Genomic DNA, 26,601 nt, shown 5'->3' on the forward strand with positions numbered 1-26,601 from the left:
TTAATCCTGGTAAGGGCGGTTTAGGATAGCTTGTTGAATAACAGCCTGTCTAAGATCGAAGTGTTCGTTCTTGTCCAATTCCTCGACCTGAACAGGTTCTAATCTTTTCAATTTGCCTTTTAGGTTTTCATTCCTGCGCTGTTGGTTTTGGGTTTGCAGCCTTTTTACTTCATCAGGAAGTTCTGATGCTGGTTCAGGCTTTCTTTCTTCCCTAATAACTGGTGCAGGTCTTCTTTCCTCTCTGATAACTGGTGCAGGTCTCCTTTCCTCTCTGATAACTGGTGCAGGACGTCGTTCTGGCTGCTTTTTTTGTTCGAATTCAGGATAATCTGTTACAGTCTGATGCTTTCGCTTTAACTCTTCCAAACGTTTTTTTGCTTTTGCTTGTTCCTCTTTATAAGACTGATAAATCTTATAAATGATACCGGCAACCACCAATAGAACTATACCAAAAGGATTCTCCATAGGCTAAATATACTCATTTTTGAATGCTAATCCATTGTTGTCCATAAAAAAATTTGCTTTTACCTATTTTTATTTTATTATTGCAATGTTAACTTGTTACCTTATTAACCTTTTTTCACAATGATTAGCAATACACTGTATGCTGATGAATTCTATTCCTTTCTAACGGGTAGAGTATCAACAGCAATTGGCCGAAGATTACAACGTAACTTCAAGGAGAGCGGATTAAACATTACTGCAGAACAATGGAGTATCCTCTATTTTCTATGGGATGCAGAGGGATTGAGCCAACAGGAAATTGCGCGTCTTACCTTTAGGGATAAACCTTCCGTATCCAGGTTGATCTCTAACCTTGAAAAACAGAAGATCCTGGTAAGGGTGAACAGCAGTGGAGATAAGCGGACCAACCAGATTTATTTAACTGCATTGGGCCATAAGATCAAAGATAAGTGTATGCTACAAGCAGAAAAAACTATCTCTGAGGCGATGTCTGGTGTCGATAAGAAATCGATGCAACAGGCTCAAGAACTCTTAGAGATAGTTTTTAACAATCTGAAGTAATCAGCAATATGATGTTAGTCGAATACTTCCGGAGCGAAGTCGCTACGGCTATTCACTAATTTTCCGGTAGATTTAAAGTAAATATCCTGGAAACTCAAGGTCGTCTGGTTATCCACTTTACGGAAGAATTTCTCTGCAGAAACATCCTCCAATGTTTTGAAACCACATGCTTCCATAATTTCTACAGTTGCGCGTAGGGTGTTTCTATGGAATTGGGCAACACGTACATATTTATCATCCACGTTCAATCCTTTGTAAAGGTGAGGCTGTTGTGTTGCCACCCCAACCGGACAAACGTCCTCATTACATTTCAGGGCTTGGATACATCCCAATGCGAACATCATTCCACGTGCAGAGTAACAAGCATCAGCACCCAAAGCAATAACTTTCAGGATATCAAATCCTGTAACGATACGGCTGGATACAATGATCTTGATGTGTTTCTTCAATCCAAAGTTGATCAAGGTCGTGGTTACAAAGGCTAATGCATCATACAATGGCATACCTAGGTTATCGGTAAACTCCAATGGTGCCGCACCGGTACCACCTTCCGAACCATCCACCGAGATAAAGTCTGGCATGATCTGCGTTTCTTGCATCGCCTGACAGATATCAATAAACTCTTGTTTATCTCCGATACATAGTTTGAAACCAACCGGTTTACCATCCGATAGATCACGTAATTGTTGGATGAAGTTCATCATGCCTACGGCAGAATTGAATGCGGAGTGCGCAGGAGGGGACATTACATCCGTTCCAGGTACAACGTGACGAATAGCAGCAACCTCTGGGGTGTTCTTAGCCGCTGGAAGAATACCTCCATGACCAGGTTTTGCACCTTGGGAAAGCTTCAATTCGATCATCTTCACATATGGACGAGTAGATTTTTCGCGGAATAGGTTTGGTTCAAAATAACCATTCTCATCCCTACATCCGAAATAACCTGTACCTACTTGCCAGATCAGATCTCCACCACTGATGTGGTATTGGCTGATACCCCCTTCACCTGTATTATGGGCAAAGTTCTGTAGGGCAGCACCCTTATTCAATGCGGTGATGGCCGTGCGGCTCAATGCACCGTAACTCATCGCTGAGATGTTGAATACACTTAAACTATATGGTTGTTTACAGGCACTGTTCCCCACCATGGTACGAAGGTTATGGTCATCGATATGTACCGGGAAGATACTGTGCGCTGCCCATTCGTTTCCGATGGTTTGTGGGTCGGTCTGCATACCGAAAGCAACGGTTTCACGTTGGTTCTTCGCACGTTGGTAAACGATACTTCTTTGGCGTCTGTTGAATGGACGACCATCGGTATCCGATTCCCAGAAATACTGACGTAATTCCGGACGGATAGACTCCAAGAAATAACGGAAATAACCAACCAACGGGTAATTGCGCAAAATCGCGTGGCTTGTTTGAAAGCTGTGATATACCGCGACGATCAATAAAGGCATTGGGATCAGTAACAACCAGAACCATCTTGGTGTAAAGATTAGACCAAAAGAGATGATAATCAAATTGATGACGATCATGATACCGAGAATGAGATTTCTTACAGGCATGATGCTTATAATTTTGCTTATTTTAATTCTTTAATTAAGATGCAAAATTAGGATTTACTTGCTGATAAAAAAAGAATTAATCCCGTCCGAGAAGATTTAGTGAATTATTAATTTTCTCCGTCCTTCGCTCTTGTTTTTGTAATAAGGTCGGATATTTTTTGGTAAATAAGTTGCCAATCAGGATTGCTGCTGATAAACTGCAAATGCTTCTGCATCGTAGTTTTGTCATTTCGGATGGCAGGGCCCGTCTGAACCTGCTCAGGAAGGTGATTTTGGACCTTCGCAGCGGTTTCTGATATGATGGGACGGATCAGATCGAAAGGTAATTGATGGCTTGCTAAAAGCTCATAGGCCACCTGAAATAAGGCATTGGAAAAGTTGTTCGCAAAGACCGCCGAAACATGGATCGCCAAGCGCTGTTCGCTACTACAAGGAAATACCTTAGCAGATATTTCTGTAACAAAATCCATTAATTGCTGCTGTATTTCGGCTGTTGATCCTTCTATTCCGAAGGGTACAGCAGAAAGGTCAAGGTCTACTTCTTTTGAAAAACTCTGCACCGGATAGATCACGCCATATCTTTCCAAGGTATGCAACACCTGCATATCCGTAGCACCTGAACAATGCACGAAAACACCGTTCCATGCCGGGCTAAGCTGCTCAACGATCTCAGGAATGGCCGAATCACTCACGGCCAACAGATAAAGATTGGCATCTTTACTAATCTCCGAAAGATCTGAAATTGCCTGGGCAGATAATACATTAGCCAATGCGGCAGCATTGGCTAATGTTCTACTGTATACTTGCATGATTTCATGATGTCCTGTAGCAAAAATGGCTTTCCCCAAATGGGTTGCTATATTTCCGCTGCCTATCAGAACGATTTTCATGACACCAGTTCCTCGCGGTTTTGTTTGTTTCTTCCGTCCTTAACACGGCGATAGATCGCCATACAGAATCCAATGGTCATGACGATGGTACCACACCAGAAGAAATTGATATATGGGAATTTGATGGCTTTGAATACCACCCATTTTTTCTGAGGCAATGGTTTTTGGTAGGCCATTAATTCCAATTTTTTATCAGCCGGCAATACCTTCGTAAACCGGAACATTAATCCTTGCTCTTCCACCGTTTTCGGGAAATCGAAGTAATTGTTGTTTTTCAGTACAAAAACTGGTTCTACAGGATATTCTTTTCCTTCCGCAGAAACCACTTTGATCTTCATTTTGACCATCAGGTCATTCTCGCCCTTGGACATGTTCTCTACCGTTGCATTATGGTCTAGGCTTTCAATCACATAGTAACCATTTCTGTAACGTAAGGTATCTCCTACCGCCACCTTATAGGTCGCCGGTTCATCGTATTCTTCTAAATTGGTTCCTTCGCCTTCTTGCTTCGGAGTGGCAGCCGCCTGCGAATCCGATGCTGCAGCCGTGATCAAGGTATAGATATCATGGGTCAGGAAATGTTTGGTACCTGGAGTACCGATCAATCCACCCATTTGCGGGTTGTTCTGTGCAAATGGTGTTAGGATAAAGGATTCCAACATCTGCCCGGTTTCCTCATCGATTTTTTCGTACTTGATCTTGTAGAACACATTTGGAGCCGCTACGGAATCTCCCACGTAGGTGATCTTGTATTCACCCATCTGTACAGGCTCGCCTTCGGTCAGGAACAGGTTTTCGCCTGGCTTTTCCACTTTATCGAAACCTGCTACCGCGATGTAGTTTTCCTGGTTCACCGAGATCACCTCATTGGTCGCTGCCGCAATAAGGGCACCGATCAATAACAATCCAAATCCGATGTGTGATACCGCAGATCCGGCCAATCTCCATTTTCCTTTAAAGGCATCGCCCAAGATCCTTAGGTTTGCCAGGATACAGAAAACTGCAGAGAAAGTAATCAAGATATACATCACATTGGTATATACATGGGTAAAATAGATGATCACCGCAGATATCAGGATCGCGAAAACAAAGGAAGCCAGGGTGGCTGCCCAGAATTTTTTCGAGTCCGAACGTTTGTATTTCAGGAATTGGGTAAAGGCAGTCAAAAGCATCACCACGACCGCAAATGCCCCTTGCCATTTGTTATAATGCGGGATAGGGTCGATTGGAGGCGCTACTTTGGTACCGAACAAAGCATTGAATACCGGAATGGAAGTCGTGGCGATCATCTGCACACAGGCAACTGTAAGCACCAAGGCACCGATGAACAACCAGAACTCTCTGGAATAGATTTCTTCCTCTTTCTGAGTGCTCGGCATTCCTTTTTTGCGGGTTACCAAGAAGAAGATCATTAAGCCCAGGAAAGTCAGGTTGAAGATGATCAATTGGCCAGACATCCCTAAACTGGTGAAGGAGTGTACCGAGGTTTCACCAAGGATTCCACTTCTCGTCAAATAGGAGGCATAAATTACCAATACAAAACTGATCAGACATAGAAATGCCGAGGTAAAATAAGCATGGCCAGAATTCTTGAATGCGATCATTACATGGACCGCGGCAATCAGCGTGAACCAAGGAATGATAGAAACGTTTTCTACCGGATCCCAAGCCCAGAAACCACCAAAGTTCAAGGCTTCATAAGCCCAGAAAGAACCCATAATAATTCCAGCTCCCAGGATCATCACGGCAAATAATGCCCAAGGCAACCCAGGGTTGATCCATTCTTTATATCTTTTTTGCCATAAACCAGCTGCGGCATAGGTAAAAGGAACGATCATCGACGCAAAACCCAAGAAAAGGGTAGGCGGGTGGATGACCATCCAATAGTTTTGTAGTAAAGGGTTCAGTCCGCGACCATCCTTGATCATGCTCAAGTAGTTAGGGTCGTTCAGGATAGGCCAGGTCATGGCTTCGCGCAACAGAATAAAAGGCGAACTACCGATCCTGCTGCCGAATATTTCAACACCAATAAGCATGGAGGATAAAAACAATTGGCAGAGCATTACAAAGGTCATTACTGGTGCTTCCCAGGATTTGGATTTAAAGACCAAAACGATACCCAGGATCACCTGCCAGAACATCCATAACCAAAAACTACCTTCTTGACCTTCCCAGAATGCCGAAATGATATAGTGGGTAGGCAGGGTAGTGGATGAATGTGCCCAGGCGTAATGATATTCGAATAAATGATTGTAGATGATGTAGAAAAGGGTTGCTCCGATCACAAAAATGGAAAGGGCATTTAGCCAGAAGCCGATTCGCCCTAATTTTTTCCATGAAGTCTCTTCAGGGTTTTTTGCGGCAAAGAAATAGGATATAAGGGAAAATAGGGCTGCACCAAAGGAAAGGATGACAAAGAATTGCCCGATCTGTCCTGGTAGCAGATTTTCTCCTACGAATTTAACGTCCATGTGTTGTTATGACTGATTTATTTACGATTGCTGTTATTGGGGGTCGCTTAGTTAACGAATGCTGTTTTAGGCTCCGCTGTCGTTTCGATAACCTCCATTTGATCTTGATTGTATTTCGAAGGACATTTCATCAAGATTTTACTCGCATGGAACGTATTACCTTCCATTTTGCCAGTCAATACGATCTGCTCCGAACGTTCGATATCCTGCGGTTTGGAACCATTGAATACCACCTGACATTCCGTGCTGTCGTTATCATACATGTAAAAAGAGAAGTGATTGGCATCCTTTACCGGATCGTACATCAACTCCTTGTCTTTATTCAACACCCCAACCACGTACAATTCTGTCTGTTTTTCCTTTGCTTCGCTAAAGGTAGAATAAGTGCTGGAATCGGTGTAAATGACCAAAATCATCGCAATCGCGATCGCAATGATTCCAATTAAAATGATTGAACTTTTCTTCATTTTCTACAATAAACTATTATCCAACTGCAAATTTACGAAATAGGAAGCTAAGGAATGAAAATAGCAAATTTTTGCAGTTATTTAGAATTGTTCTAATCTAGGCTTCCAAACTGTCTTCTTCAAATTTTTCCCCCGAAAACTTGGTCACCAGCAGACCCGCCACGGTATCACCTGTCGCATTCAATACTGTTGCTAAAGGGTCCACCAAGGCTCCGATGATCAAAATTGCTGGAACAGCCTCATTCGGAATGCCATAGATGGAGATCATCAACATTTCCCCGATAAAACCGCCATTCGGAATTCCGCCAGCAACCATCGATACCAATACGGTTATTCCCACAGCGGTGATCAAGGTCGCAGGTTCAAAAAAGTTCCATCCTAAAATAGAAAAGGCTACATAGATCTTCAAAATGGAAGAGATTGCCGACCCATTTTTATATAAGGTATTTCCGATAGGCACCACAATACTGGCGATTTCCTTCGGGATACCCATTTTATTGGCCGCCAATAGGTTGGCAGGCAATGTTGCCAAGCTGCTACAGGTACTCAATGCTGTTAACGATGGCGAGATATTATGTTTCCAATAGGAACCTACACCCTTTGTTCCACGTGATACAAAGGCATAAAAACTAAAGGCCAGGATAAAAAACACCAATCCAAAACCATAATAGAATCCTAGCGGTTTGGCATAGAATCCGAACAGATCCGGTCCCAATGTTTTGACTTGGTAGGCAAAATAAGCTCCCAAACCAATGGGCCCAACTTTCATGATCAAGGTCAAGAGGTTTTCCATGACTTTATTACCTGCATTCAGGAAAGCGGTGAACTGCCTTCCTGCTTCTCCCGATTTTCGAGTGGCCACTCCTACCAGTAGGGCGAAGATCACAAAGGCTAATATACTTTTACGAGAAAGGAGATTCGCAAATTCATCTACGGTTAAGAATCGTACGATGCGGTCGCCCCAGGTTTCATTCGCATTCCCGGTAATAGGTTCCAATACAGCTGAAGCATCCTTGATCGCTGTAACAGGAAAGGCCCATAAACCAGCAATGGTAGCAACAGCGGCAATAACGATGGTCAAAACGAACACGATGGTCATGATGACGATGGTTCGCCCCAATTTCTTGCTGTCTTCAATATTGGCAATGGATGAAGAAATCGCAAAAAACAATAAGGGGATTACAGAAACGAACAATAAGTTCAGAAAGATATCTCCGATAGGTTTCAGGATATCAACCAATTGTGGCGCAAATAGCCCAATTAGACTACCGATGCTTATCCCTAACAGAAGTAAGATAATACTTCCGTAATTTTTTAAAAGGTTGTTCATTTAAGTAATTTGTTAAGGCTAAATTAATTGTTTTTTTGAGAATCTTGTAGATTTGCAGAAAATAAGCAACATGGAATTTGTAAATACCGGCGATGGATCCAAAACATTATATCATGAAGAAGTGGGCGAGCACTACCATTCCAAGCATGGTGCCTATCAGGAAAGCATCCATGTTTTCTTAAAGACCGGCCTACAATATTGGTTGGAAAAGGAAAATAAACAGGCTGCTGCCATTCTGGAGATCGGATTTGGAACAGGTTTGAATTTTTTGCTTAGTGCAGATTGGGCGATGAAAAATAAGGTGGGCTTGGATTATGTGGGTATTGAGGCCTATCCCTTGGAAAAGGATCTCTTGGTTCAGTCCGGTTATGATAGTTATATAGCAAATGAACTTTGGACTTCCTTTATTAAAGAATATGAAACAGCGCAACAAGGAAAAACCCAAATTATCGAACATATACTTCTAAAAATTGCGGTTCAAAAAGTGATGGACTTTCAGACCGATCAAATGTTTGATGTTATCTATTTCGATGCTTTTGCCGAAATCCATCAGCCGGAGATGTGGACCGCGGAAACATTGTCTCATGTGGTTCAGTTCCTGAACCCAGGTGGTGTCTTTGTAACTTACGCCATTACCGGAAATCTAAAAAGAGCCATGAAAGCTTTAGGGTTCAGCATTGAAAAGGCAGCAGGTGCTCCCGGCAAAAGAGAAATGCTTAGAGCTACGAAGCTATAACTAAATTAACTTTAATAATTTTTTGATAAATAAAGTCTTTTCCGTAGAAATGCTGTTTTTGTAAAAAAGTTATTGACAAATTTTTCTTTATTTTCTTCACTAAATTTTATTTCAACCTATGCTCCCTGAATTTCGTTCTTTTCATCCAAATCAAATTCAAGGTTAAATGGAGTTTGAATAGACGGATCTATAACTAAATTATAGATTTCCTCTTGGGATTTAAATTGGATTTCTATACATTTTTTGTCGTTATAAATCTTTTCTTTGATAAATCCCAACTTGAGATTTTTTGACTTGATTTTTTCTGGTAAATTTTTCAATTGGAAAATATTAAAATCAACCAATTTTGAGTAGTCTAAAGCTTTTTTTTCTGATAGTTTTGGGTTGATTAAATCAGCGGTATAAACATACAAGCTATTTTTTGCGGTGTCAATGACTTCAATTCTCCATAATTTTTGAAAAATGGTATCCTTAATGATATCTAATTCTTCAGCTACAGTTACATCTTGCTGGAATGTAGTCTTATTAGGAAACCTGATTACATAAGAATCGAATTGATAAATAGTGTCTATAGAATTAAAAAGCAAATTTTTTGAATGGCATATGTAAGTCCAGTTCTTTAATGAGTCTTGTTCATTTGCAAAAGTTAGCTGTGGTAAACCAAAAAAAGTAAAGAATATTAAAAATATCGAAGTATAAAGAACCTTAGAAACTTTAGATTGAGGATTTTTATGGCAAGAATAAAATGAATTTGTTTTCATCATAAATGAAGCTAATATTAGTGCGATTTTTTCTGATTCGACCTAAATAAATCTTATTCAATGCTAAGAAAAATCGATTAGCTGATTACAAATGCACTATTATCAAATTGTTAAAACACAATTTTAATCTCTTCTATTCGCTCCCTTTCTTTTGGTTAAATCATCCCCCAGATCAGCTCTAGCCTCTTCTGCCATCTGTAACAATTTTTCTTTTACATCAGGATGTTGCTCAATCACATTATACCTTTCTGCTGGATCCCTACGCAAATCGAATAGCATTAGACTATCCACTGTTTTACTATTGTATTTTCCGCCATTTCCATCATTCCCCGGCAAGATATCCTCGTAAGAGCGATAGCGATGCGGGAATACCAACTTCCAATTCTCCAACCGGACAGCCTCCAGATCATTCTTGTTGTAATAATAATACATCCTATCCCGATGGGGTTTGGCCTCCGCATCTTTCAGATTGGGCAAAAAACTGAGCCCATCTATCTGAAAAGGATGTTCTTGATAATTTACAATATCCGCTAAAGTGGCAAAGATATCCATACTGCTGCTGAGGTTATTCTCAATCCTTCCCTGCTTGATCACCTTCGGCCATTGGATTATACATGGCACTCGTTGTCCACCTTCCCAGCTCGTACCTTTTCCCTCCCGGAATCCACCGGAAGAACCATTTTGATTTCCAAAATTCAACCAAGGACCATTATCACTGGTAAATATCACGATGGTATTGTCCTCGATCTTGGCATCCTTCAATGCTTGTAGGATAGTACCCATCGACCAATCAATTTCCGCCATCACATCTCCATACAGTCCCTGTTTTGTCTTCCCTATAAATTTTTCGGAAGCAGCAATCGGCGCATGGGTCATATTATGCGCTAGATATAAGAAAAAACGATCCTTTTTATGCTTTTTGATGTAATCAACCGCTTCCTTGGTATACCGTTGGGTAAGGGTTGCCTGATCTTTTAAATCCTTGATGATGCCGATGGTATCCGGAATTTCCTGACCAACTTTACTCTGTAGAAGTGGTAATTTGGGATAATGCGCAACTCGACCGCCTTTTTTGGCAGGGGAGCCATCAAATTCCACCGGCCACATATCATTGGAATAGGGTAGACCCACATAACCATCGAATCCTTGTTTGGTAGGAAGAAATTCCGGTTCATTGCCAAGATGCCATTTACCGACCATATAAGATTGATAGCCTTTGCTCTTGAGCATTTCAGCGATGGTTATTTCCGAGGATTTCAAACCTGCTTTCGCATTGGGCATGTATGCCCCATGCACTCCCATCCGATTTGGATAATTGCCGGTCAATAAAGCAGCGCGAGAAGCCGAACATACCGCTTGAGGGACCAAGAAATTCGTGAATCGAATCCCATGATTGGCCATCTGATCTAATATGGAGGTTTGGTAATCCAATGCTCCCGTTACGCCCAGGTCGCCATATCCCATATCATCCATGAAGATCAAGATCACATTGGGAAGGTCTTTTTTATCCACTCGAGTTGCTTTCTGTTGGGCAAACAAAAACGCTGGAAAAAATAAAAAGAATAACATCTGGTATCGGCGGTTTCTCATGGATTTAAATTTGGTTCTTTAAAAATATTAAAAAAAAGTAGAAGCGGATACAGAAAGATAAAACAGCAAATGCTTCGAGGTGTAAGCATAATGTAAGTGTAGTGTAAGTGAGTTGTAAGTACCTTTTAGCACTTACAACTCACTTACACTACACTTAGATCTCACTTGCACTAAGTCTTTAAATCGAAAAAAAAACGGTAGTAAAGCATTTGCTTTACTACCGTTTTATATAGCTTTTAGATTAAAATCTAATTTTTATTCGTGACCTTCAGTTCCGTCAGCACCATGTGCATGTCCGTGAGATAATTCCTCTGGAGTAGCTTCTCTGGTATCCAGGATTTCAATGTCAAAATTCAATTTTTTTCCAGCCATTGGGTGGTTCAAATCTGCAACTACAGCTTCAGGAGTAACTTCTACCACTACTGCACGGAATTGATTTCCTTGGTTGTCCTGCAAAGGAATAACCTCTCCAACTGGAGGAAGACCGATTTCTTGGAACATATCTGCTGGTAATTGTGCCATTGCACGATCATCACGCTCACCGTATGCATCTGCTGCTTCTAATTCGAAGGATAATTTATCACCTGCGTTCAATCCGGCAATATTCTCTTCAAATTTTGGAAGCATCATACCAACACCATATAAGAAAGTTAACGGGTTTTCCGTGGTTGTCTGCTCCACAAATGTTTTTTCACCATTCTCTTCAATTGTATGAAGAACATAGTTTAACGTAACTACGTTGTTGTTTTCTACTGCCATTCTAATTGATTTATGGGATCTTATCCCTGTTTATTATTTATAAGTTCTATGATATCTGCAATCGACGATTGAGGTAGACTGCAAGTTTTTCGTTGACAAAGGTAGGCTTTTGAATCCAAACCTTCTTTATGCTCTAACAAAGGAAGTTTACTTTTTGTTCCCCCAAGGGTAATTTTATTCGGAATATAATGCTCGTCGAGTTCTTTCCGCCATTCGAGTGCGTCCGATCCGGTCAATGCCACTTCCCACACACCATAGTGCAGTTCCAACAACTGGATCGCCCAATTGGAATAGGCCGATCCATAAGATTTAATATGTGGATAGACATTCGCAAATACCTGTTCCGCGATGCTTTGGTAAACATTATTATCAAATAAAAGTGCCAATTTGAACAGTTGGCGAACGATCGTTGAAGTAGAGGCAGGAATAACATTGTCCATGATCTCGCTTTTACGGGCAATCAATTCTTCTGCTTGGTTGCCGGTATAGTAAAAAGTTCCCTGACTGGCATCGAAGAAGAAAGATATGGCCTTATCCATGAGGTTTTTTGCTTTTTCTAACCATTCTTCCTCAAAGGTGGTTTCATATAGCGCTATGAAAGCTTCTATCGTAAAAGCATAATCGTCCAGAAATCCTGGGATTGCCCTGTTCTGATCGGCTGGCTGATGAAGCATTTCGCCATCATGCATGGCATATTGCTCCAGGAATTTGGCGGTATCCAAGGCTAGGCTTAAATATTTTTCCTTATTAAATACACGGTAGGCATCTAAAAGTCCTTTTAACATCAGGGCATTCCAAGTAGTCAATTGCTTGTGGTCCAAACCAGGTCTGACCCGATTGCTCCGATATTCCAGCAGTTTTTTCTTGAGCTCGCCCAAGTATTCATCCCATTGTGCGGTCTCAAATCCTACTTCACGGATAAGATCCTCATCATCTGGTCTTACAAATGGGATATTGGTCTGTTCTTCCGTCCAATTCCCACTTTTAACGATATTGTAATATTGTCTTGCCAACTCCGCATCGGCACCTAGGATATCAAATTCATCGTAATCAAAGGTATAGAATTTACCTTCCACCCCTTCGCTATCCGCATCCAGCGCACTGTAGAATCCGCCGTTGGCATCCAGCATTTCCCTCACCGCCCAATTGATGGTCTCTTCGACCAAGGTTTTATAGAGCGGCATGGGCCTTTCCTGGTAAGCCTCACTGTACAGGCTGATCAGCTGGGCATTGTCATATAGCATTTTCTCGAAATGAGGCACATGCCATTGTCCATCTACGGAATAACGGGCAAAACCACCTGCTATCTGATCGTAGATCCCGCCATTGGCCATTTTTTTAAGCGTAAAATGCACGTAATCCAAAACAGCTTGATCTTTTGCCAAATGTCCGTAACGCAAAAAGAATAACCAGTTATTGGGCAATGGGAATTTTGGCGCTCTTCGATAACCGCCATCTTGATCATCAAAATGGTTTTTCCAAGGTTCGACCACCTGTTTGATATCTTCGAATGTATATTGTTCTGGAATTTCCTGTATAGGAAGCTTTTCGGCATTTTGAATGCCTTCCGTCAATCGGTTCGCATAATCCAAGGCTACTTCTGGTTTTTCTTCCCACATCTGGGCAATCTGAAGCAAGACCTGTTGCCAATCATGAGGTTTAAAATAGGTCCCTCCGTAGATTGGTCTGCCGTCGGGTAGACAGATGCAGTTCAACGGCCATCCACCGGCATTGGTCATCAACTGAACCGCGATCATATAGATCTGGTCGATATCTGGTCTTTCTTCTCTATCAATCTTGATGGAGACAAAGAACTTGTTCATGGTCTCAGCGATCGCTTCATTCTCGAAACTTTCCCGTTCCATCACATGACACCAGTGGCAGGCGGAATAGCCTATGCTCACGATGATCAACTTGTTTTCTGATTTTGCCTTTTGGAGCGCTTCTTCTCCCCAAGGATACCAATGCACCGGATTATGTGCATGTTGTTTTAAATAAGGGGAGTGTTCTGCCTGTAATTTGTTTCCCATACCTTACTAAGGTAAAAATTTTACTTTAAAAATTCGATGAGCGATGCGGTGCCGCCAGCAAGCATGGAGAAGTTGATTCCTTCCTCCAGTTGGAGAACAGCGACATTGGAAGTTGCCAATTCGACCTCCGAATGGCTCAGGTAATTGCACAGGTTGGATAAGCCAGGGTTATGACCGAATACCAATACCTGATCGTATTGATCATCGACATCATTGATCACTTGAAGTATTTCCATGAAATGCGCCTCGTAGATCTTCTCCGTAGTTTGGATATCCTGAATGGGATAACCAATGATCGGGCAGAAAATCTCTGCCGTTTGAAATGCTCTATTGGCTGCAGAAGAAATGACCAAGGTATTTTCGTCAACCGTTAGCTTGTCCGCCAATTCTTGTGCAATCCTGTTCGCACGCTCTCTACCTTTATCCTGTAGATCCCTATAAAAATCACTTTTGGCAAACCCATGTTCTTCTGCTTTGGCATGACGCACTAAATATACTTTTTTCATATCCTCTTTTCTGTTGTTAAAGCATACAATATAATTATTATAAACGCTTTTAAGATTAGGAAATTGTTAAAGATTGTCTGTAAAAAGAAATGATAAATACAAATTTTGATAAATACTCAGTAGCTTTGCCCACGGATTTTTCGTTCCATCGAAAAACTGACAATAATTATTTACAAACCAATGTATTGGAAGCATTTTATCCTTTTTGCATCCGTAGTTTTCTTATGGAGCGGATGTAAGCAAACTTTGGAAGAATTGGAGCCTTTGGAAGAGAAGAAGGCTGGATTTAGAAAAGTGAATCCCCTTAAAGATGATTTTTTAGTTCAACCTATCCTGATTCAAATCCAGACGATTGCCAATGGAAATTATCCAGGCTTGCATACTAGCCAATTTTTAAGGGATCTGGGCTTTTTTCAAGACGGTTATTGCCATCCCGATGTACAATATTTCCCAAACGGATTTCGAGGCTATAAATTTTGGATGGTTTTCACACCTTATTTTGGAAGTGTGGGCTATGATTTCTATGCCAGGCGCTATGAGAACCCGACCGTGGTTGTTTCCAATGATGGTATCAATTGGGTAGAGCCGGAAGGAATTTCCAATCCTATCCAAAAAACAGCATCCTTTAAAGAGAGCTTTTTGGAGAAAAAAGGGGAATTGGTGCAGGGGTTCTGGTCGGATGTCGATTGGATGTTTAGGAACAACCGTTTCGAACTTTATTACAGGGGAAGTTTTATCAAAGCTACAGCCTTGAAAAAAAGAGGGGTAAATAACCAAAATAATCGCCATAAATTAATGGAGAATGCGCTTCGAACTATTGTGAGGCAAACCTCAGTGGATGGGATTAATTGGGAACCTTTAGAAGTTGTTTACACGAGCAATGCACCTGCTACTTCTAAAGATAATCACATTCTTTCGCCTTCCTTTGTAGAGGTCGATGGAAATATTAAAAGCTATGAAGTAGAGTTCAACAAAACACAGAATAGATTTAAATCTGATGATTTGACATTGGTAATCAACAGATCCTCATTAAATGGATTGGATTTCAGTAATTACAGGGCTAGTAAGGCTGTAAACTTCTTGAATGAGCCATGGCTAACATTAAATCCCAACAATTCGGTATGGCATTTGGACGTTACTTATCAGGATGGGTATTATTTTATGTTATTGGCGGTGGGGGATGTCAAAAAATACACTTCGGATCTTTTATACTTGGCATATTCCAAAGATGGAATTAATTTTTTGGTTGAAGGCGCGCCTATCGTGAAGGAGAAAGCCTACCGATCTACAATTTTTGCCATGGATAAAAATAACCATCATATAGAATTTGGATTGATTTTAGGCTCGAAGGATGGTCAATTTAAGTTTGCCAAAATTAAAGTAGATACCGAAAAAATTGAAGACGCTTTTTAGAAGGGAATTGCATGAAGGAGAACTATAAGAATATCAAAGTTTCTGTTGTTATACCGGTTTATAACCGACAAGAATTTTTGGGGGAAGCTGTTGAAAGTGTTCTAGCACAGGACCTGACCGAAATCGAGATCATTATCGTCAATGATGGAAGTACTGATCAATCTGCGGTTGTAGCCAAAGAGTACCAAGCAAAATACCATAGAGTAATTTATATGGAACAGGAAAACCAAGGGGTTTCTGTTGCCAGGAACAAAGGAATGGCTATGGCGAAAGGAGAATATCTCTATTTTCTGGATTCAGATGATATCCTTGGTCAAGGTTTTTTGTCGTCCAGCTATGCAATGGCTACGGAAAAGAAGTTCGATTTACTAGTTTGTGGAGCTTATTTTTTAGATAGATTTCCTCAGGTAATGGCTCTTCAAACCTGTGCACTTTTTATGAAAAAATCCTTTTTAGACCTGCATCCGGATGTTCAATTTCTAAAAGGTATTCAGCCAGGGGAGGATGGTGTGTTCTCTCATGAACTATTGGCATTGACCGATAAAATAGGGATAAACCTGAACACGACCTATTTTTACCGGGAGCATGAAGGCCAGAATACTTCTCAAATAAAAAAACAGACTGATAAAGTCCTCCAAGTAATCCCCATCTGGTTGAAGGAATTGGAGGGATTTTATGAAAGCTATAATCTTTGGGATAAAAAAGCCCTTCATCTGGCTCGATTTATCGAACATGAGCCTTTTGAGTTCCGATATATGGCCATGCCCTTTCAGCAAGAACAAAAACAGCATCTTTTCCAAATGATCCGGGACTTTATGTATAGTAAAGTGCTTCCAAGACTAACAGAAAAAGATAGGAACGTACTTTCAGCAGCATTTATCGGTTTTTTACAAGCGCGATCAGCAGAAGAATTTGATGCTTGGTATCAAGCAAGAAAATTAAGGAACAGAGCTAAAGTAAAAGCTTTATATTTAGTCAGTAAACTGTTGCCCAGCCGAAAATGGAAGAAAAGTTTTCGGGCAAAGATGAAGAAGAAATACGATTGATGAAAATTCTGATCCTACAAAACCAAGGCTTTTTGAACAGTCAGGGTGGAACTGAAAAGATGGCCAGCTTTTATGCGAATAGTTTCTCGAAACTAGGACATGAGGTCGTTATTGCCACGAATGATCCAAAGGATGGAAAACCTATTTTCCCTTTGGATCAGAAAGTTAGGCTTGTCAATCTTTTTCATGAAGGTATGGATACCATTGAACTAGAACAACCTTATACTTATAAAGGCCGAAATCCTTTCCGTTGGATTTATTTTAAGGCGAAGAAGAAGGGCCAAAAATGGCGAAATGCTTCTCTAATGCGCAAGCGCGGGTTGAAAAATAGGGATGAGGTGTTTTTGCATAACCTGCAGCGCAGATCTAAGGTCTGGAAACCCTTTTTCGAACAAGAAAAGCCCGACATTATCCTCAGCATGTCCATTGCTACTTTATTGGAGATAACGTATTCGGATGCTGTAGCATTTCCGATCATCAATACCGTACATGGAAGGCCAGATTATGATTATACCGATATTTTATGGTACCGAAGCGAACAGGAGATGAAACTCCTGAAGGAAAGTTATTCAAAACTGGATGCGGTTCAGGTATTTTTTGATAAATATAAAACTTTCCTGCCGGATAATTTTAAAGGGTTGGCGAGAGCGATTCCAAATCCCATTCCACAGATGGATGACATGGAAATCGTCGGTCACCTTCAGACCAAAGAGCGCTATAAGATTATCCATATTGGATCCTTGATCAATGCTGGAAAACAACAGGAATTGGCTATCCAAGCATTTTCAGAATTGGCTGAACAATTCCCGAACTGGGATTTATGGTTATGGGGAGAGGGTGTAGATAAAGCATATTTGGAGGAAAGGATAGCTTCCTTGAAATTAAAGGATAGGGTGTTTTTGACAGGCTTTACAGACAAACCTATGGAAAAGCTTCAAGAGGCGGATATTTTTGTTTTTCCGAGTAAATACGAAGGCTTTGGCTTAGCGCTTGGCGAGGCAATGACTGTTGGATTACCTGCTATCGGCTTAAAAGACTGCTCTGGTGTGAACGAATTAATTCAGCATGAAAAATCGTGTTTTCTAGCAGCAGATGGGCAGGAATTCAAAGCTTATTTAGGTATGTTGATGGGGGATAGGCAGCTTCGTGATAGGTTAGGAAAAGAGGCTCATGAGCAGATGAAAGCGTATAAGGACTCCCTTGTTATCGCGCAGTGGGAAGACTTTATGGATATGGTGGTTAATGCCCATCAAAAAACCTAAAGGGAGTTCAGATTTTATTATCTTTGAATCACAAACCTTTGTTAAAAATATTCTGATGGCAATTCCAAAAACCATATACCAAACGTTCAAAAGCAAGGATATTCCTTGGTTGACCAAATTTTACATCTGGATTTTCAGGCAGAAGAATCCAGACTACGCTTATGTGTTTTTTGATGATGCAGCGGTTGATCGGTTTATACAGGAGAATTTTGAAGAAAGGGTGTATAAGGCTTATAGCCGACTGCAGATCGGGGCTGCCAAAGCCGATTTCTTTCGCTATGCGGTATTGTATATAAATGGTGGGGTTTATCTGGATCTGGATTCTGATTTATTGGTGTCTTTAGACAAACATCTTCAAGCGAGCGATGTCGCGGTGATCAGTCCGGAGAAAAACCATCCAGAATACTTTGCCCAATGGGCATTGGTCTTTGATAAGGGGCATCCCTTCCTGAAAAGGACCTTGGATTATGCCGTGGAGAACATCGAACAGAAAACCTATCCGCATGATGTGCATAAAACGACTGGTCCATCTGTTTATACTCGCGCCATACAGGATGAAATTAAGGAAAATCCTTCCGTTGCCTATCGCGTGGTGGAGCCTGATTATAAAGGCCTCATGCAGTTCAAATATAAATTGGGAAAATTATTGATCTATAGAGATCGTAAAAACCATTGGAAGAAGTTGCAGAAACGGATTACCGTTGTAAAAGAAGATAGTTAAAGCGTGTTATAGCAGTTCATGATTTGGGCTGCTATTTTTTCATCATTGAATCGTTGGACATAGCGTTTTCCTTTTTCGCTCATTTCCTGTCTTTTTTCAGGGTTGTTCCATAAACCAACTATTTTTTCCTTCATTTCTTGGATGTTCTCCGGATCGATGTACAGGGAATCTGGTCCAGCTGCTTCAGGGAATACACCGGATCGGTTAGTTATCACTGGGGTTCCGGTATATAGCGCCTCAATAATAGGGATTCCAAATCCTTCGAACTTGGATGGATAGACAAAAACACTTGCCATGCTGTAAATCGCTGCCAGCTCTTCCATCGTGAAACCTTTTAGAAAAATGACCTGTTTTTCCATGCCTTTCTCTTTGATATAGGCTTTTATTTCATCAGCATAAGGAGTTTCCTTGCCAAGAATGAGAAGCGGAATACCCGTATTCTCTATGGCTTTTACGATCTGAAAGGCATTCTTACGGGGCTCAATAGATCCCACATTCAGGATAAACCGTTCAGGTAGATTGTTTTCTTGGCGTAGCCTATTTTGAATATCCTCGGATATAGTTTCCTTGAACGCCGGATGACAGACCTGATAGATCACTTCGATCTTCTGTTCATCGACTTGGTAGAATTGCAGGATATCTCTTTTGGTCTGTTCGCTGATAGCAATGATGCGGTCTGCATGTTCGATGGCATATTTCGCTTTACGATGGTAGATCCATCGATCCAATGGCTTATAAAGCTCGGGATACCGAAGGAAGATCAGGTCGTGGATGGTGACTACGGATTTGATCTTGGCTTCTTTGAGGCCAATAGGAATCTCTCCGGATAGACCATGAAATACTTGGACCTGGTCGCGTTTCAGATCTTCCACAATGCGTCTATTGCGCCAAAGGCTGGGAAAAAGATTGTTGATAAATCCTTGGGGTAGTTTGTTGGTCTGGTTAAATTCTTCAGAACCGAACCAGAACCCTTCGAACTTCGGGCTGTATTTGATATAGCGATTTTCAGGATAATGGTCTTCCAAAATACGAATCAGATCTCGGCTGTAATTTCCAAGACCTGTTCTGTTCAAAAAATATCGTTTGGCATCATAGCCTATGATAAGCTTCATTAATCCCGATTGATAAGCTTTATTAATCCCTATTGCGCTATAAAGATATTATTTTTTCCAATAGCATTTCTGGACTAATTAAATCGATCGCTTCCGTACCATCGCAGGGGCAGGGTTTATTGCCATAAACGGAACTTGGGCGGTTGGGATGTTCGACTTGGACACAATCATCCATGGATTGCCCAAAGCCTAAAAAACCTGCAAAAGGATGCGTAGCTCCCCAAACAGAAATGCAGCGGGTGCCAACAAGGGATGCCATGTGCATTCCCGAACTATCCATACTGACCATGAGATCCAAGTGGGAGATGATATCCAATTCTTGCTGCAATTTATACTTTCCGACTAGGGAATGTACTCCTCGGTATTTGTTTGCCCAGGCTTCAGTTATCTTCTGTTCTTCTGCTCCTCCGCCGAATAAAAGGACTTCATAGCCTTTTTCCGCCAGTTGCTGCACGACTATTTCCATTTTTTCCAAAGGAAATACCTTGTAACTGTGTTGGGCAAATGGGGATATGCCTATTTTTTTCTTGGTTCCGGCCAGGATAGGCATCATGCCGGGAGGAATGAGTCGAAAATCTTTTTCCAATTGATGGCTGAGCGATATCGGAAATCCAATGTTTCGGAAGACATCGGCATAGCGCTCTGTAGTGAGTTGGAGTTGTTTTTTGATTTTGTTTTCAGGACGGGTCAGTGCTTTTTTTTCAGCCCTGCCTTTATCCAAAATGGCAACCCGTTTTCCGATCCCTTTAAACAGCATATCCAAAAACCTGGATCGGATGTTATTATGTAAATCGGCTACTGCATAAGGTTTGTAACTCTTCAATTCATTGAAAAGGCTCAACAGCCCAAAGACTCCTTTATGCCTGCCCTTCGGTTGGATGGCATGAAAGGTTAAGCGCGGGATGTCCTGAAAGAAGGCAGAGAACAATGGTCTGGATACCATGATGATTTCCGTATCCTGATGCTGTTGTTGAAATTCCTTCAAAACAGAGGCAACCATGGCGACATCGCCCATTGCCGAAAACCTCATCACCAGGACGCGTTTCATGCTTGATTATTTTTGGGTGCCGTATAAAACAGGATTAAGATTCGGATCATTGTACATTTTCATCTGTTTATAGACTTTCATGTATTTTTTTCCGCTTTCAATGTCGCTTAATAATTCATCGATGCTTTGGGAAAGATCTTTACGCTGCTCCAATAGCACGTTAAGTTTTTCTGTACAAGCTTGAATATGGGCATTGGAAACATCTGTTCTTAGGGTTTCCTGTTCCATGTGGAATATTTTCAGTGCGAGGATGGATAATCGATCGATTGCCCATGCTGGACTTTCAGAATTGATCTTGGCGTCTGTTAATGGCTGGATATCTTTGAACTTTGACAAATAATAGCTGTCGATGTATTCGACGGTATCTGTTCTTTCTTGATTTTGGCGGTCAATGCGGCGCTTCCAATACAATCCTTCGCGAGGATCGATATCTGGATTGCGAACGACATCTTCCATATGCCATTGCGCAGTGTCGATCCAGCATTTCAGATAAAGCAGATGCTCAAGTGTTTGGCTATCGTAGGGATTGCTGATCGGATGGTCGATCTGATCATGTACATGGTAATCTTGAATTACTTGCTGAAAGATTTTATTTGCTGTTCCACTAATCATACACAAATATAACATTTAGCTGTTGATGCTAAAGATATTTAGCGCAAGAGATGGGAAAATTCCTAATAAAAGGACTAAGATGGTGAGTAGGATACCGATAAGGTAGAGGATATTGAAAGGGGGAGGTGGGCTGGAAGGAGGGTAAGAAGGGGAAGAAAGGGAAGATTGCTTCGTCGTACCTCCTCGCAATGACGCGGGTATTTCTTCTGATGCCACGGGGGTTTCTTCCGATGACGCGGAGTTTTTTAAGAACGCGTATAAAGGGATCTTGAAGTAATAGAACAAGGAGATGACTGAGGTTAGGGCTCCGATGATCAAAAGGGCTAAGAAGATGGGATCTTCGGAGGATTGGTACAACTCGAAAATACTGCTGAACACCAATAATTTTCCGACAAATCCAGCGGTAGGAGGTAATCCTACCAAGGCAATTCCGATGAAGGAAAAGCAGGTGAATAGGATGGGGTAAGTTTTGCCCAATCCAGTATAGGAGGAAAGCAAGGTGCTTCCTTCTTGTTTTTCCAAGATGCTGATGAAAGCAAAAATCGCTAAGTTCATCAGGGTGTAAGCCAGGATATAGAACAACAGGATATCCTGATGTCCATTGCTATAGCCGATAATGGCCATCAGCAAAAATCCGGTATGCCCGATCGACGAGTAGGCCATCATCCTTTTTACATCCTGCTGCCTTAAGGCGATTAAATTTCCGATGAGCATGGTCACCATAGCCACCACTGCTATGAACAAGAACGTAAGATCGCTGAAATAGAATTGGGTACTGATCCAGGCACTGGCAATTCGGCCAAACAGCACAATAGCGGCAATCTTCGGAATGGTAGACAGAAAAGCCGTTACTGGGGTAGGAGAGCCTTCATAAACATCCGGTGCCCACAGGTGAAAAGGAACAAAACTTAGTTTGAATCCGATGCCGGTGAATACAAACAGAAAGGCGATGCTGACCATCACTTTTGGCGCATCGATCAATCCTTGAATGTGTTGTTGGCTTGAAAAATCAAGATCTCCTGTAAAACCGTAGACCAAAGAAAGGCCATACAGCATCACCGCCGCACAGGCTGATCCAAACAAGGCGTATTTCATCGCAGCTTCTGCCTGTTTCTTGTTCTCAGAGAAATAACCGACTAGCACATAGGATGAAATCGAAACCATCTCAATGGCTATAAAAGCCATTAACCAATTGCTGGTCATAGTGAGGATATGTAAACCAATGCCTGCTGCCAATAAAATGCTGTAGATATCTCCTTTACGTTTATTGAAGATCTTATCCTTGAAATATTGTTGGAAATAGATGCAGGCGATCAGAAGACTGACAAGGATAAAAGACCGAGCAAAGAAGCTCATCTTATCCAAAATCAACATCTGATAGAAACCTGAACTTTGGAGGTTGTACTGGGATAGAAGGATCACGAATGCCCCTAAGCAGGTAATGATGCTGATATAAAAGGAGCTTTGTTTCCAGGTCTTATCCAAGAATAGGGTAGCCGCAATCGTCAATAGAAATCCGAATGCCAGCGCCAATTCCACCTTGATTAGAGGTAGAGAAGCAATGATATGATCTATATTTTCCGATACTTGGTAGCTAAAATCCATCACAGAATTATAAATAAGGATTAACTAAATTCAATAGGCTCAAAACGGATTGGTTAAGTACGCCAAAAACCAAGGATGGCATAACTCCTAAAAGCAGTGCCAATGCCAAGGTTGGAAAAAGAATGATCTGTTCCCGTACGGAAAGGTCAGTAAGACTGTTTGCCCAAGTTTCCCCACCTTTTAGTCGGGTCTCCCCGAAGAACATCCGTTGGAGCGTCCATAAGAAATAGGCCGCACTCAAAAGGATACCCAGGGAACCAAATATCGCCATCCAACGAGGAATTCCTGTTGATAGGCTTTCTGCATTAAACGTTCCGATAATGACAAATGCTTCCCCAATAAATGCCGAGAACCCAGGTAATCCTAGGGAGGCAAAGAATGCAATGGCCACGTATGCGGTATATTTTGGCATCAAAGAGGCAAGCCCTCTGAAATTATAGATATAACGATCATGAACGCGGTCGTAAAGAACCCCAACCAGGAAGAAGAGGGCGGCCGAAAGAAAGCCGTGGCTCAACATCTGGAAAACGGCTCCGGAAATACCTTCCGCAGTCAGGGATGCGATTCCCAATAAGACGAATCCCATATGGGATACCGATGAATAAGCGATCAATCGCTTCAGATCAGTCTGGGCCAAAGCATTGAATGCTCCATAAAGAATGGATATAATACCGATAAGACCTAGCCACCAATTCGCGTCTACGGCGGCATCTGGAAATATGCCCAAACAGATCCGGATAACACCATATCCCCCAATTTTTAATAGGATACCAGCTAAAATAATAGAAACCGGTGTTGGTGCTTCCACGTGTGCATCGGGTAACCAGGTATGTAAAGGTACAATTGGGATTTTAATAGCGAATGCCACAAATAGGACGATAAATCCGACCATTCTTGCCGGGATTCCCAAGATCTCTTGGCTGTTTCCTAAGGCTTCAAAGAAGGAACCTGGGACATAATTCGTCGGATCCATCATGTATAGCATGTTGAAGGTATGCGCGCCGGTATTTGGGTTTTGGACCGAAAAATATAATCCTACGATGACCAGCAGCATAAAAACGGACCCAAACAGGGTATAGATAAAGAACTTGATGGCAGCATATTCCCGTCTTGCACCACCCCAGATGCCAATTAGGAAATACAAAGGCAACAGCATCACCTCATAGAATACATAGAAGAGGAAGAAGTCCAAAGCACAAAAGATGCCCATCACGGCGGTGTTCAGCAGCATCAATAGGGCAAAGTATCCTTTTTTGCTCTTTTCAATACGCCATGAGGCTCCAATGGCCATCAGCATCACAAAGGCACTCAAAACCAATAGCGGAAGGGAAAATCCGTCCACCCCGAGGAAATAATCGATTTCCAATGTACCCAATGAGCCTAGCTGCATGCGTATCCAAGGCATTTGTTCGACGTATTGGTAGGCCGAAACAGCATTGAATGCAGATTCGCTTGGTTGGAAGTTGGCGTAAAGATAACCGGACAGTCCAAATTGGATCAATGTCGCTGCCAATGAAATGTATTTGAACGAACCATTGCTGCGATTTGGAAGAACCAAGATCGCTAGAACAGCTAGCAGGGGTAAAAATATAAGTAAGGAAAGTAGTCCCATCTTATTTGAATATCAAATAAATTATTCCAATTAATAAAACCGTGAAGGCAAAACCCAAATAGTTCTGTAACCTTCCATTCTGAACCCATCGTAATAGATGACCCAAGTAATACGTACTTCCAGCGATGGTATTCACCAATCCATCGACGATATAACGATCGGTCCAAGCCGATATGCGGGAAATAGCGCGAACTAATGAACCCGCTAGGTTGACCAATCCATCGATGATGTGTCTGTCGAACCAATATAATCCATTACTGAATTGCACGGTGCTGTTTACAAAAGCCTTTTGATAAAACTCATTCAGATAGCCTTGATTTAAGGATAATTGAAGAAGTGGGAATGTCATCCTGAGCTTGCTTTCTGTCATCCTGAGCTTGTCGAAGGATCCCCCAGCCTCTCCTTGCGCATACCATCTGTATGCCCAGATCCAGATCAAAATACTTCCAATACTCATCAGCAAAGGAACGACCGTATGCAAAATATGCAGTTCGGTATAATCCCGATCAAATTCAAATCCCTTCAGCACAAAAGCTTGTTGGTAAGATAAAGGGTTTAAACTAAAAACCACAAAAAGCGAACAGATTCCTAGAAAAACCATAGGACCTAACATCTGTCCTGGAGCTTCATGTATGCCTGGATTTTCCACGTTAATCCTCAATTTCCCAAAAAACACTTTGAACATCAACCTGCCAATATAAAAGGCGGTCATAAAACTTACAATGATCAGGGCAATCGGGATCAAGAGCCAGAGACCACCTTGCTGCATGCCCCATTCCAAGGCATTGATCAAGATCGCATCCTTGGATAAAAACCCAGAAGTTAGAGGAAATCCGGCTAATGCAAGCGATGCAATTGCCATAAGGATGAAAGTCTTGGGCATATATTTCCTAAGTCCACCCATGTTATGGATATCCTGTGGATCGAAATCTAGCTGATGTTTTGCTTTAAGGTGTGCCATTTCATGGATAATAGCCCCTGCTGCTAGGAACAATAAACATTTGAAAAACGCATGGGTAACAAGATGGAACATCGCAGCATCCCAAGCCCCAATACCAATGGCAACCATCATGAAACCCAATTGGGAAATGGTGGAGAAAGCCAATATGCGTTTGATATCCTGTTGCGCTAGGGCGAAATATGCAGCTATAAATGCGGTGATGCATCCAATAATGGCAATAATAAGCAAGACAGTGGTATTAAACAAAGGAAATACCGTGCTCAACAGGAATACCCCGGCTGCAACCATCGTAGCGGCATGGATCAGGGAAGAAACTGACGTTGGTCCTTCCATGGCGTCCGGAAGCCAAACATGTAGCGGGAATTGTGCCGATTTGGCCATGGCCCCTAAAAAGAAACAACAGCCGGCAAAGGTCATCCATCCGCTTGAATCCGGAGGAACCGTATTGAGAAAACCATGCTCTCCAAATAAATCTACCAGATTTAAGGTCCCATAGATGCTGTACAAACTGGCTATACCTAAAAGAAAACCTAAATCCCCAATTCTATTGATGATAAAGGCCTTTTTATTGGCCTGAACTGCCGATTCTTTATGAAACCAGAACCCGATCAATAAATAGGAGGCAAATCCCACCAATTCCCAGGCAATATACATCAATAAGAGATTGTCTGCCATGGTTAACAAAAGCATCGCAAAACAGAATAGGCTGAGGTACATCCAATACCGGTGTATGCCTGGATCCCCTTTCATATAGGCTCTCGAGTAGATATGAACGGGCAAAGCCACCAAACAAACGATCAATTGCATCAGGCTAGTCAGGTTGTTCAATAGGAAACCGATCTGAAAATCTTTGGTACCAATACTGAACCAAGTAAGGGCTTGATGCTGCGTGTCCTGGTTCCATATTTTTGGAAAGACCATGGTCGCACTGATCAAACAGCTCAATAATATCGCCAGGAGCGAGATGGTTCCCTGTTGTGATCTCCTGCCGAGCATCGCTTGGATCAGGAAAGCAAGGAAGGGTAATATAACGACCAGTAGGCTGGCAACGATTGGCGATAGGTTCATCATTTGC

23 protein-coding genes are annotated in these 26,601 nt (G+C 41.7%); 6 read left to right on the forward strand and 17 right to left on the reverse strand.

What is annotated here, in order from left to right; genetic code table 11:
• Entirely contained in the window at positions 1 to 465 is a 465-nt protein-coding gene (locus E3D81_RS09485; RefSeq protein ID WP_134777257.1) for a hypothetical protein, read from the reverse strand.
• A 120-nt stretch (positions 466 to 585) separates the two neighbouring features.
• On the opposite strand from E3D81_RS09485, the gene E3D81_RS09490 reads away from it, so the two are divergent.
• Complete coding sequence (locus E3D81_RS09490) at positions 586 to 1,026, forward strand: MarR family winged helix-turn-helix transcriptional regulator (RefSeq protein WP_099365845.1); 441 nt, start codon at positions 586 to 588, stop codon at positions 1,024 to 1,026.
• 14 nt (positions 1,027 to 1,040) lie between these two features.
• Here the strand turns inward: E3D81_RS09490 and E3D81_RS09495 are convergent, their stop codons facing one another.
• The 5 genes from E3D81_RS09495 to E3D81_RS09515 all read right to left on the reverse strand — a co-directional run bounded on the left by E3D81_RS09495 (position 1,041) and on the right by E3D81_RS09515 (position 7,752).
• The gene (locus E3D81_RS09495) at positions 1,041 to 2,594 is read right to left on the reverse strand and encodes an FMN-binding glutamate synthase family protein (protein WP_099365844.1); all 1,554 of its coding nucleotides are present in this window, start codon (positions 2,592 to 2,594) and stop codon (positions 1,041 to 1,043) included.
• 107 nt (positions 2,595 to 2,701) lie between these two features.
• On the reverse strand, positions 2,702 to 3,484 hold the full coding sequence (locus tag E3D81_RS09500; protein WP_134777258.1) for a Rossmann-like and DUF2520 domain-containing protein: 783 nt from the start codon (positions 3,482 to 3,484) through the stop codon (positions 2,702 to 2,704).
• The gene (locus E3D81_RS09505; RefSeq protein ID WP_134777259.1) at positions 3,481 to 5,955 is read right to left on the reverse strand and encodes a heme lyase CcmF/NrfE family subunit; all 2,475 of its coding nucleotides are present in this window, start codon (positions 5,953 to 5,955) and stop codon (positions 3,481 to 3,483) included. The genes E3D81_RS09500 and E3D81_RS09505 overlap by 4 nt, the downstream gene beginning before the upstream one ends.
• 47 nt (positions 5,956 to 6,002) lie before the next feature.
• Positions 6,003 to 6,422 carry a cytochrome c maturation protein CcmE gene (locus tag E3D81_RS09510; RefSeq protein WP_099365841.1) on the reverse strand — a complete coding sequence of 140 codons (420 nt, stop codon included), beginning with the start codon at positions 6,420 to 6,422 and terminating at the stop codon, positions 6,003 to 6,005.
• 97 nt (positions 6,423 to 6,519) lie between these two features.
• A complete protein-coding gene (locus E3D81_RS09515; RefSeq protein WP_134777260.1) occupies positions 6,520 to 7,752 on the reverse strand; it encodes a dicarboxylate/amino acid:cation symporter in 1,233 nt (410 codons plus the stop codon).
• Between the two features lie 70 nt (positions 7,753 to 7,822).
• On the opposite strand from E3D81_RS09515, the gene mnmD reads away from it, so the two are divergent.
• Positions 7,823 to 8,488: a tRNA (5-methylaminomethyl-2-thiouridine)(34)-methyltransferase MnmD gene (mnmD, locus tag E3D81_RS09520; RefSeq protein ID WP_134777261.1), complete on the forward strand. Its 666-nt coding sequence runs from the start codon at positions 7,823 to 7,825 to the stop codon at positions 8,486 to 8,488.
• Between the two features lie 116 nt (positions 8,489 to 8,604).
• On the opposite strand, the gene E3D81_RS09525 is transcribed toward mnmD, so the two are convergent.
• The 5 genes from E3D81_RS09525 to E3D81_RS09545 form a co-directional block, all read right to left on the reverse strand.
• Entirely contained in the window at positions 8,605 to 9,252 is a 648-nt protein-coding gene (locus tag E3D81_RS09525; protein ID WP_134777262.1) for a hypothetical protein, read from the reverse strand.
• Positions 9,253 to 9,372: 120 nt separating this feature from the next.
• Entirely contained in the window at positions 9,373 to 10,839 is a 1,467-nt protein-coding gene (locus E3D81_RS09530; RefSeq protein WP_245153184.1) for a sulfatase, read from the reverse strand.
• Between the two features lie 255 nt (positions 10,840 to 11,094).
• Entirely contained in the window at positions 11,095 to 11,598 is a 504-nt protein-coding gene (locus E3D81_RS09535; RefSeq protein ID WP_099365837.1) for a peptidylprolyl isomerase, read from the reverse strand.
• A gap of 20 nt (positions 11,599 to 11,618) precedes the next feature.
• A complete protein-coding gene (locus E3D81_RS09540; RefSeq protein ID WP_134777263.1) occupies positions 11,619 to 13,628 on the reverse strand; it encodes a thioredoxin domain-containing protein in 2,010 nt (669 codons plus the stop codon).
• A 20-nt stretch (positions 13,629 to 13,648) separates the two neighbouring features.
• Complete coding sequence (locus tag E3D81_RS09545; RefSeq protein WP_099365835.1) at positions 13,649 to 14,134, reverse strand: SixA phosphatase family protein; 486 nt, start codon at positions 14,132 to 14,134, stop codon at positions 13,649 to 13,651.
• A 180-nt stretch (positions 14,135 to 14,314) separates the two neighbouring features.
• On the opposite strand from E3D81_RS09545, the gene E3D81_RS09550 reads away from it, so the two are divergent.
• From E3D81_RS09550 to E3D81_RS09565, 4 genes are read left to right on the forward strand one after another with little or no spacing between them, the layout of a single operon-like run.
• A complete protein-coding gene (locus E3D81_RS09550; protein WP_134777264.1) occupies positions 14,315 to 15,547 on the forward strand; it encodes a hypothetical protein in 1,233 nt (410 codons plus the stop codon).
• Positions 15,548 to 15,558: 11 nt separating this feature from the next.
• Positions 15,559 to 16,593, forward strand: coding sequence for a glycosyltransferase family 2 protein (locus E3D81_RS09555; RefSeq protein WP_134777265.1), 1,035 nt, complete (start codon positions 15,559 to 15,561; stop codon positions 16,591 to 16,593).
• Positions 16,548 to 17,855, forward strand: coding sequence for a glycosyltransferase (locus E3D81_RS09560; protein ID WP_134777266.1), 1,308 nt, complete (start codon positions 16,548 to 16,550; stop codon positions 17,853 to 17,855). The genes E3D81_RS09555 and E3D81_RS09560 overlap by 46 nt, the downstream gene beginning before the upstream one ends.
• 55 nt (positions 17,856 to 17,910) lie before the next feature.
• On the forward strand, positions 17,911 to 18,576 hold the full coding sequence (locus E3D81_RS09565) for a glycosyltransferase family 32 protein (protein ID WP_134777267.1): 666 nt from the start codon (positions 17,911 to 17,913) through the stop codon (positions 18,574 to 18,576).
• Here the strand turns inward: E3D81_RS09565 and E3D81_RS09570 are convergent.
• From E3D81_RS09570 to nuoL, 6 genes are read right to left on the reverse strand one after another with little or no spacing between them, the layout of a single operon-like run.
• On the reverse strand, positions 18,573 to 19,688 hold the full coding sequence (locus E3D81_RS09570) for a glycosyltransferase family 4 protein (RefSeq protein ID WP_134777268.1): 1,116 nt from the start codon (positions 19,686 to 19,688) through the stop codon (positions 18,573 to 18,575). The two genes, E3D81_RS09565 and E3D81_RS09570, sit on opposite strands and share 4 nt — an antisense overlap.
• A gap of 37 nt (positions 19,689 to 19,725) precedes the next feature.
• Positions 19,726 to 20,736 (reverse strand): glycosyltransferase family 9 protein, encoded by a 1,011-nt coding sequence (locus tag E3D81_RS09575; RefSeq protein WP_134777269.1) that lies wholly within the window; start codon positions 20,734 to 20,736, stop codon positions 19,726 to 19,728.
• A gap of 6 nt (positions 20,737 to 20,742) precedes the next feature.
• Positions 20,743 to 21,348 carry a DUF4254 domain-containing protein gene (locus tag E3D81_RS09580; RefSeq protein WP_099365828.1) on the reverse strand — a complete coding sequence of 202 codons (606 nt, stop codon included), beginning with the start codon at positions 21,346 to 21,348 and terminating at the stop codon, positions 20,743 to 20,745.
• A 15-nt stretch (positions 21,349 to 21,363) separates the two neighbouring features.
• Entirely contained in the window at positions 21,364 to 22,953 is a 1,590-nt protein-coding gene (locus E3D81_RS09585) for an NADH-quinone oxidoreductase subunit N (protein WP_134777270.1), read from the reverse strand.
• 7 nt (positions 22,954 to 22,960) lie between these two features.
• Positions 22,961 to 24,565 (reverse strand): NuoM family protein, encoded by a 1,605-nt coding sequence (locus E3D81_RS09590; protein WP_134777271.1) that lies wholly within the window; start codon positions 24,563 to 24,565, stop codon positions 22,961 to 22,963.
• Between the two features lies 1 nt (position 24,566).
• A complete protein-coding gene (gene nuoL / locus E3D81_RS09595; protein ID WP_245153185.1) occupies positions 24,567 to 26,597 on the reverse strand; it encodes an NADH-quinone oxidoreductase subunit L in 2,031 nt (676 codons plus the stop codon).
• Positions 26,598 to 26,601 lie beyond the last annotated feature (4 nt).

It is taken from the genome of Sphingobacterium sp. CZ-2 (assembly GCF_004526235.1).
In the GTDB taxonomy this organism is placed as follows: domain Bacteria; phylum Bacteroidota; class Bacteroidia; order Sphingobacteriales; family Sphingobacteriaceae; genus Sphingobacterium; species Sphingobacterium tenebrionis.

What these genes read in the sequence shown, in the direction of transcription:
- E3D81_RS09585 (WP_134777270.1), bottom strand. Translation starts at nt 22,953, where the DNA reads ATGGATTTTAGCTACCAAGTATCGGAAAATATAGATCATATCATTGCT.
- E3D81_RS09545 (WP_099365835.1), bottom strand. Translation starts at nt 14,134, where the DNA reads ATGAAAAAAGTATATTTAGTGCGTCATGCCAAAGCAGAAGAACATGGG.
- E3D81_RS09515 (WP_134777260.1), bottom strand. Translation starts at nt 7,752, where the DNA reads ATGAACAACCTTTTAAAAAATTACGGAAGTATTATCTTACTTCTGTTA.
- mnmD (WP_134777261.1), top strand. Translation starts at nt 7,823, where the DNA reads ATGGAATTTGTAAATACCGGCGATGGATCCAAAACATTATATCATGAA.
- E3D81_RS09510 (WP_099365841.1), bottom strand. Translation starts at nt 6,422, where the DNA reads ATGAAGAAAAGTTCAATCATTTTAATTGGAATCATTGCGATCGCGATT.
- E3D81_RS09550 (WP_134777264.1), top strand. Translation starts at nt 14,315, where the DNA reads ATGTATTGGAAGCATTTTATCCTTTTTGCATCCGTAGTTTTCTTATGG.
- E3D81_RS09580 (WP_099365828.1), bottom strand. Translation starts at nt 21,348, where the DNA reads ATGATTAGTGGAACAGCAAATAAAATCTTTCAGCAAGTAATTCAAGAT.
- E3D81_RS09530 (WP_245153184.1), bottom strand. Translation starts at nt 10,839, where the DNA reads ATGAGAAACCGCCGATACCAGATGTTATTCTTTTTATTTTTTCCAGCG.
- E3D81_RS09500 (WP_134777258.1), bottom strand. Translation starts at nt 3,484, where the DNA reads ATGAAAATCGTTCTGATAGGCAGCGGAAATATAGCAACCCATTTGGGG.
- E3D81_RS09535 (WP_099365837.1), bottom strand. Translation starts at nt 11,598, where the DNA reads ATGGCAGTAGAAAACAACAACGTAGTTACGTTAAACTATGTTCTTCAT.
- E3D81_RS09505 (WP_134777259.1), bottom strand. Translation starts at nt 5,955, where the DNA reads ATGGACGTTAAATTCGTAGGAGAAAATCTGCTACCAGGACAGATCGGG.
- E3D81_RS09490 (WP_099365845.1), top strand. Translation starts at nt 586, where the DNA reads ATGATTAGCAATACACTGTATGCTGATGAATTCTATTCCTTTCTAACG.
- E3D81_RS09570 (WP_134777268.1), bottom strand. Translation starts at nt 19,688, where the DNA reads ATGAAGCTTATCATAGGCTATGATGCCAAACGATATTTTTTGAACAGA.
- E3D81_RS09575 (WP_134777269.1), bottom strand. Translation starts at nt 20,736, where the DNA reads ATGAAACGCGTCCTGGTGATGAGGTTTTCGGCAATGGGCGATGTCGCC.
- E3D81_RS09560 (WP_134777266.1), top strand. Translation starts at nt 16,548, where the DNA reads ATGGAAGAAAAGTTTTCGGGCAAAGATGAAGAAGAAATACGATTGATG.
- E3D81_RS09555 (WP_134777265.1), top strand. Translation starts at nt 15,559, where the DNA reads ATGAAGGAGAACTATAAGAATATCAAAGTTTCTGTTGTTATACCGGTT.
- E3D81_RS09485 (WP_134777257.1), bottom strand. Translation starts at nt 465, where the DNA reads ATGGAGAATCCTTTTGGTATAGTTCTATTGGTGGTTGCCGGTATCATT.
- E3D81_RS09590 (WP_134777271.1), bottom strand. Translation starts at nt 24,565, where the DNA reads ATGGGACTACTTTCCTTACTTATATTTTTACCCCTGCTAGCTGTTCTA.
- E3D81_RS09540 (WP_134777263.1), bottom strand. Translation starts at nt 13,628, where the DNA reads ATGGGAAACAAATTACAGGCAGAACACTCCCCTTATTTAAAACAACAT.
- E3D81_RS09495 (WP_099365844.1), bottom strand. Translation starts at nt 2,594, where the DNA reads ATGCCTGTAAGAAATCTCATTCTCGGTATCATGATCGTCATCAATTTG.
- E3D81_RS09565 (WP_134777267.1), top strand. Translation starts at nt 17,911, where the DNA reads ATGGCAATTCCAAAAACCATATACCAAACGTTCAAAAGCAAGGATATT.
- E3D81_RS09525 (WP_134777262.1), bottom strand. Translation starts at nt 9,252, where the DNA reads ATGATGAAAACAAATTCATTTTATTCTTGCCATAAAAATCCTCAATCT.
- nuoL (WP_245153185.1), bottom strand. Translation starts at nt 26,597, where the DNA reads ATGATGAACCTATCGCCAATCGTTGCCAGCCTACTGGTCGTTATATTA.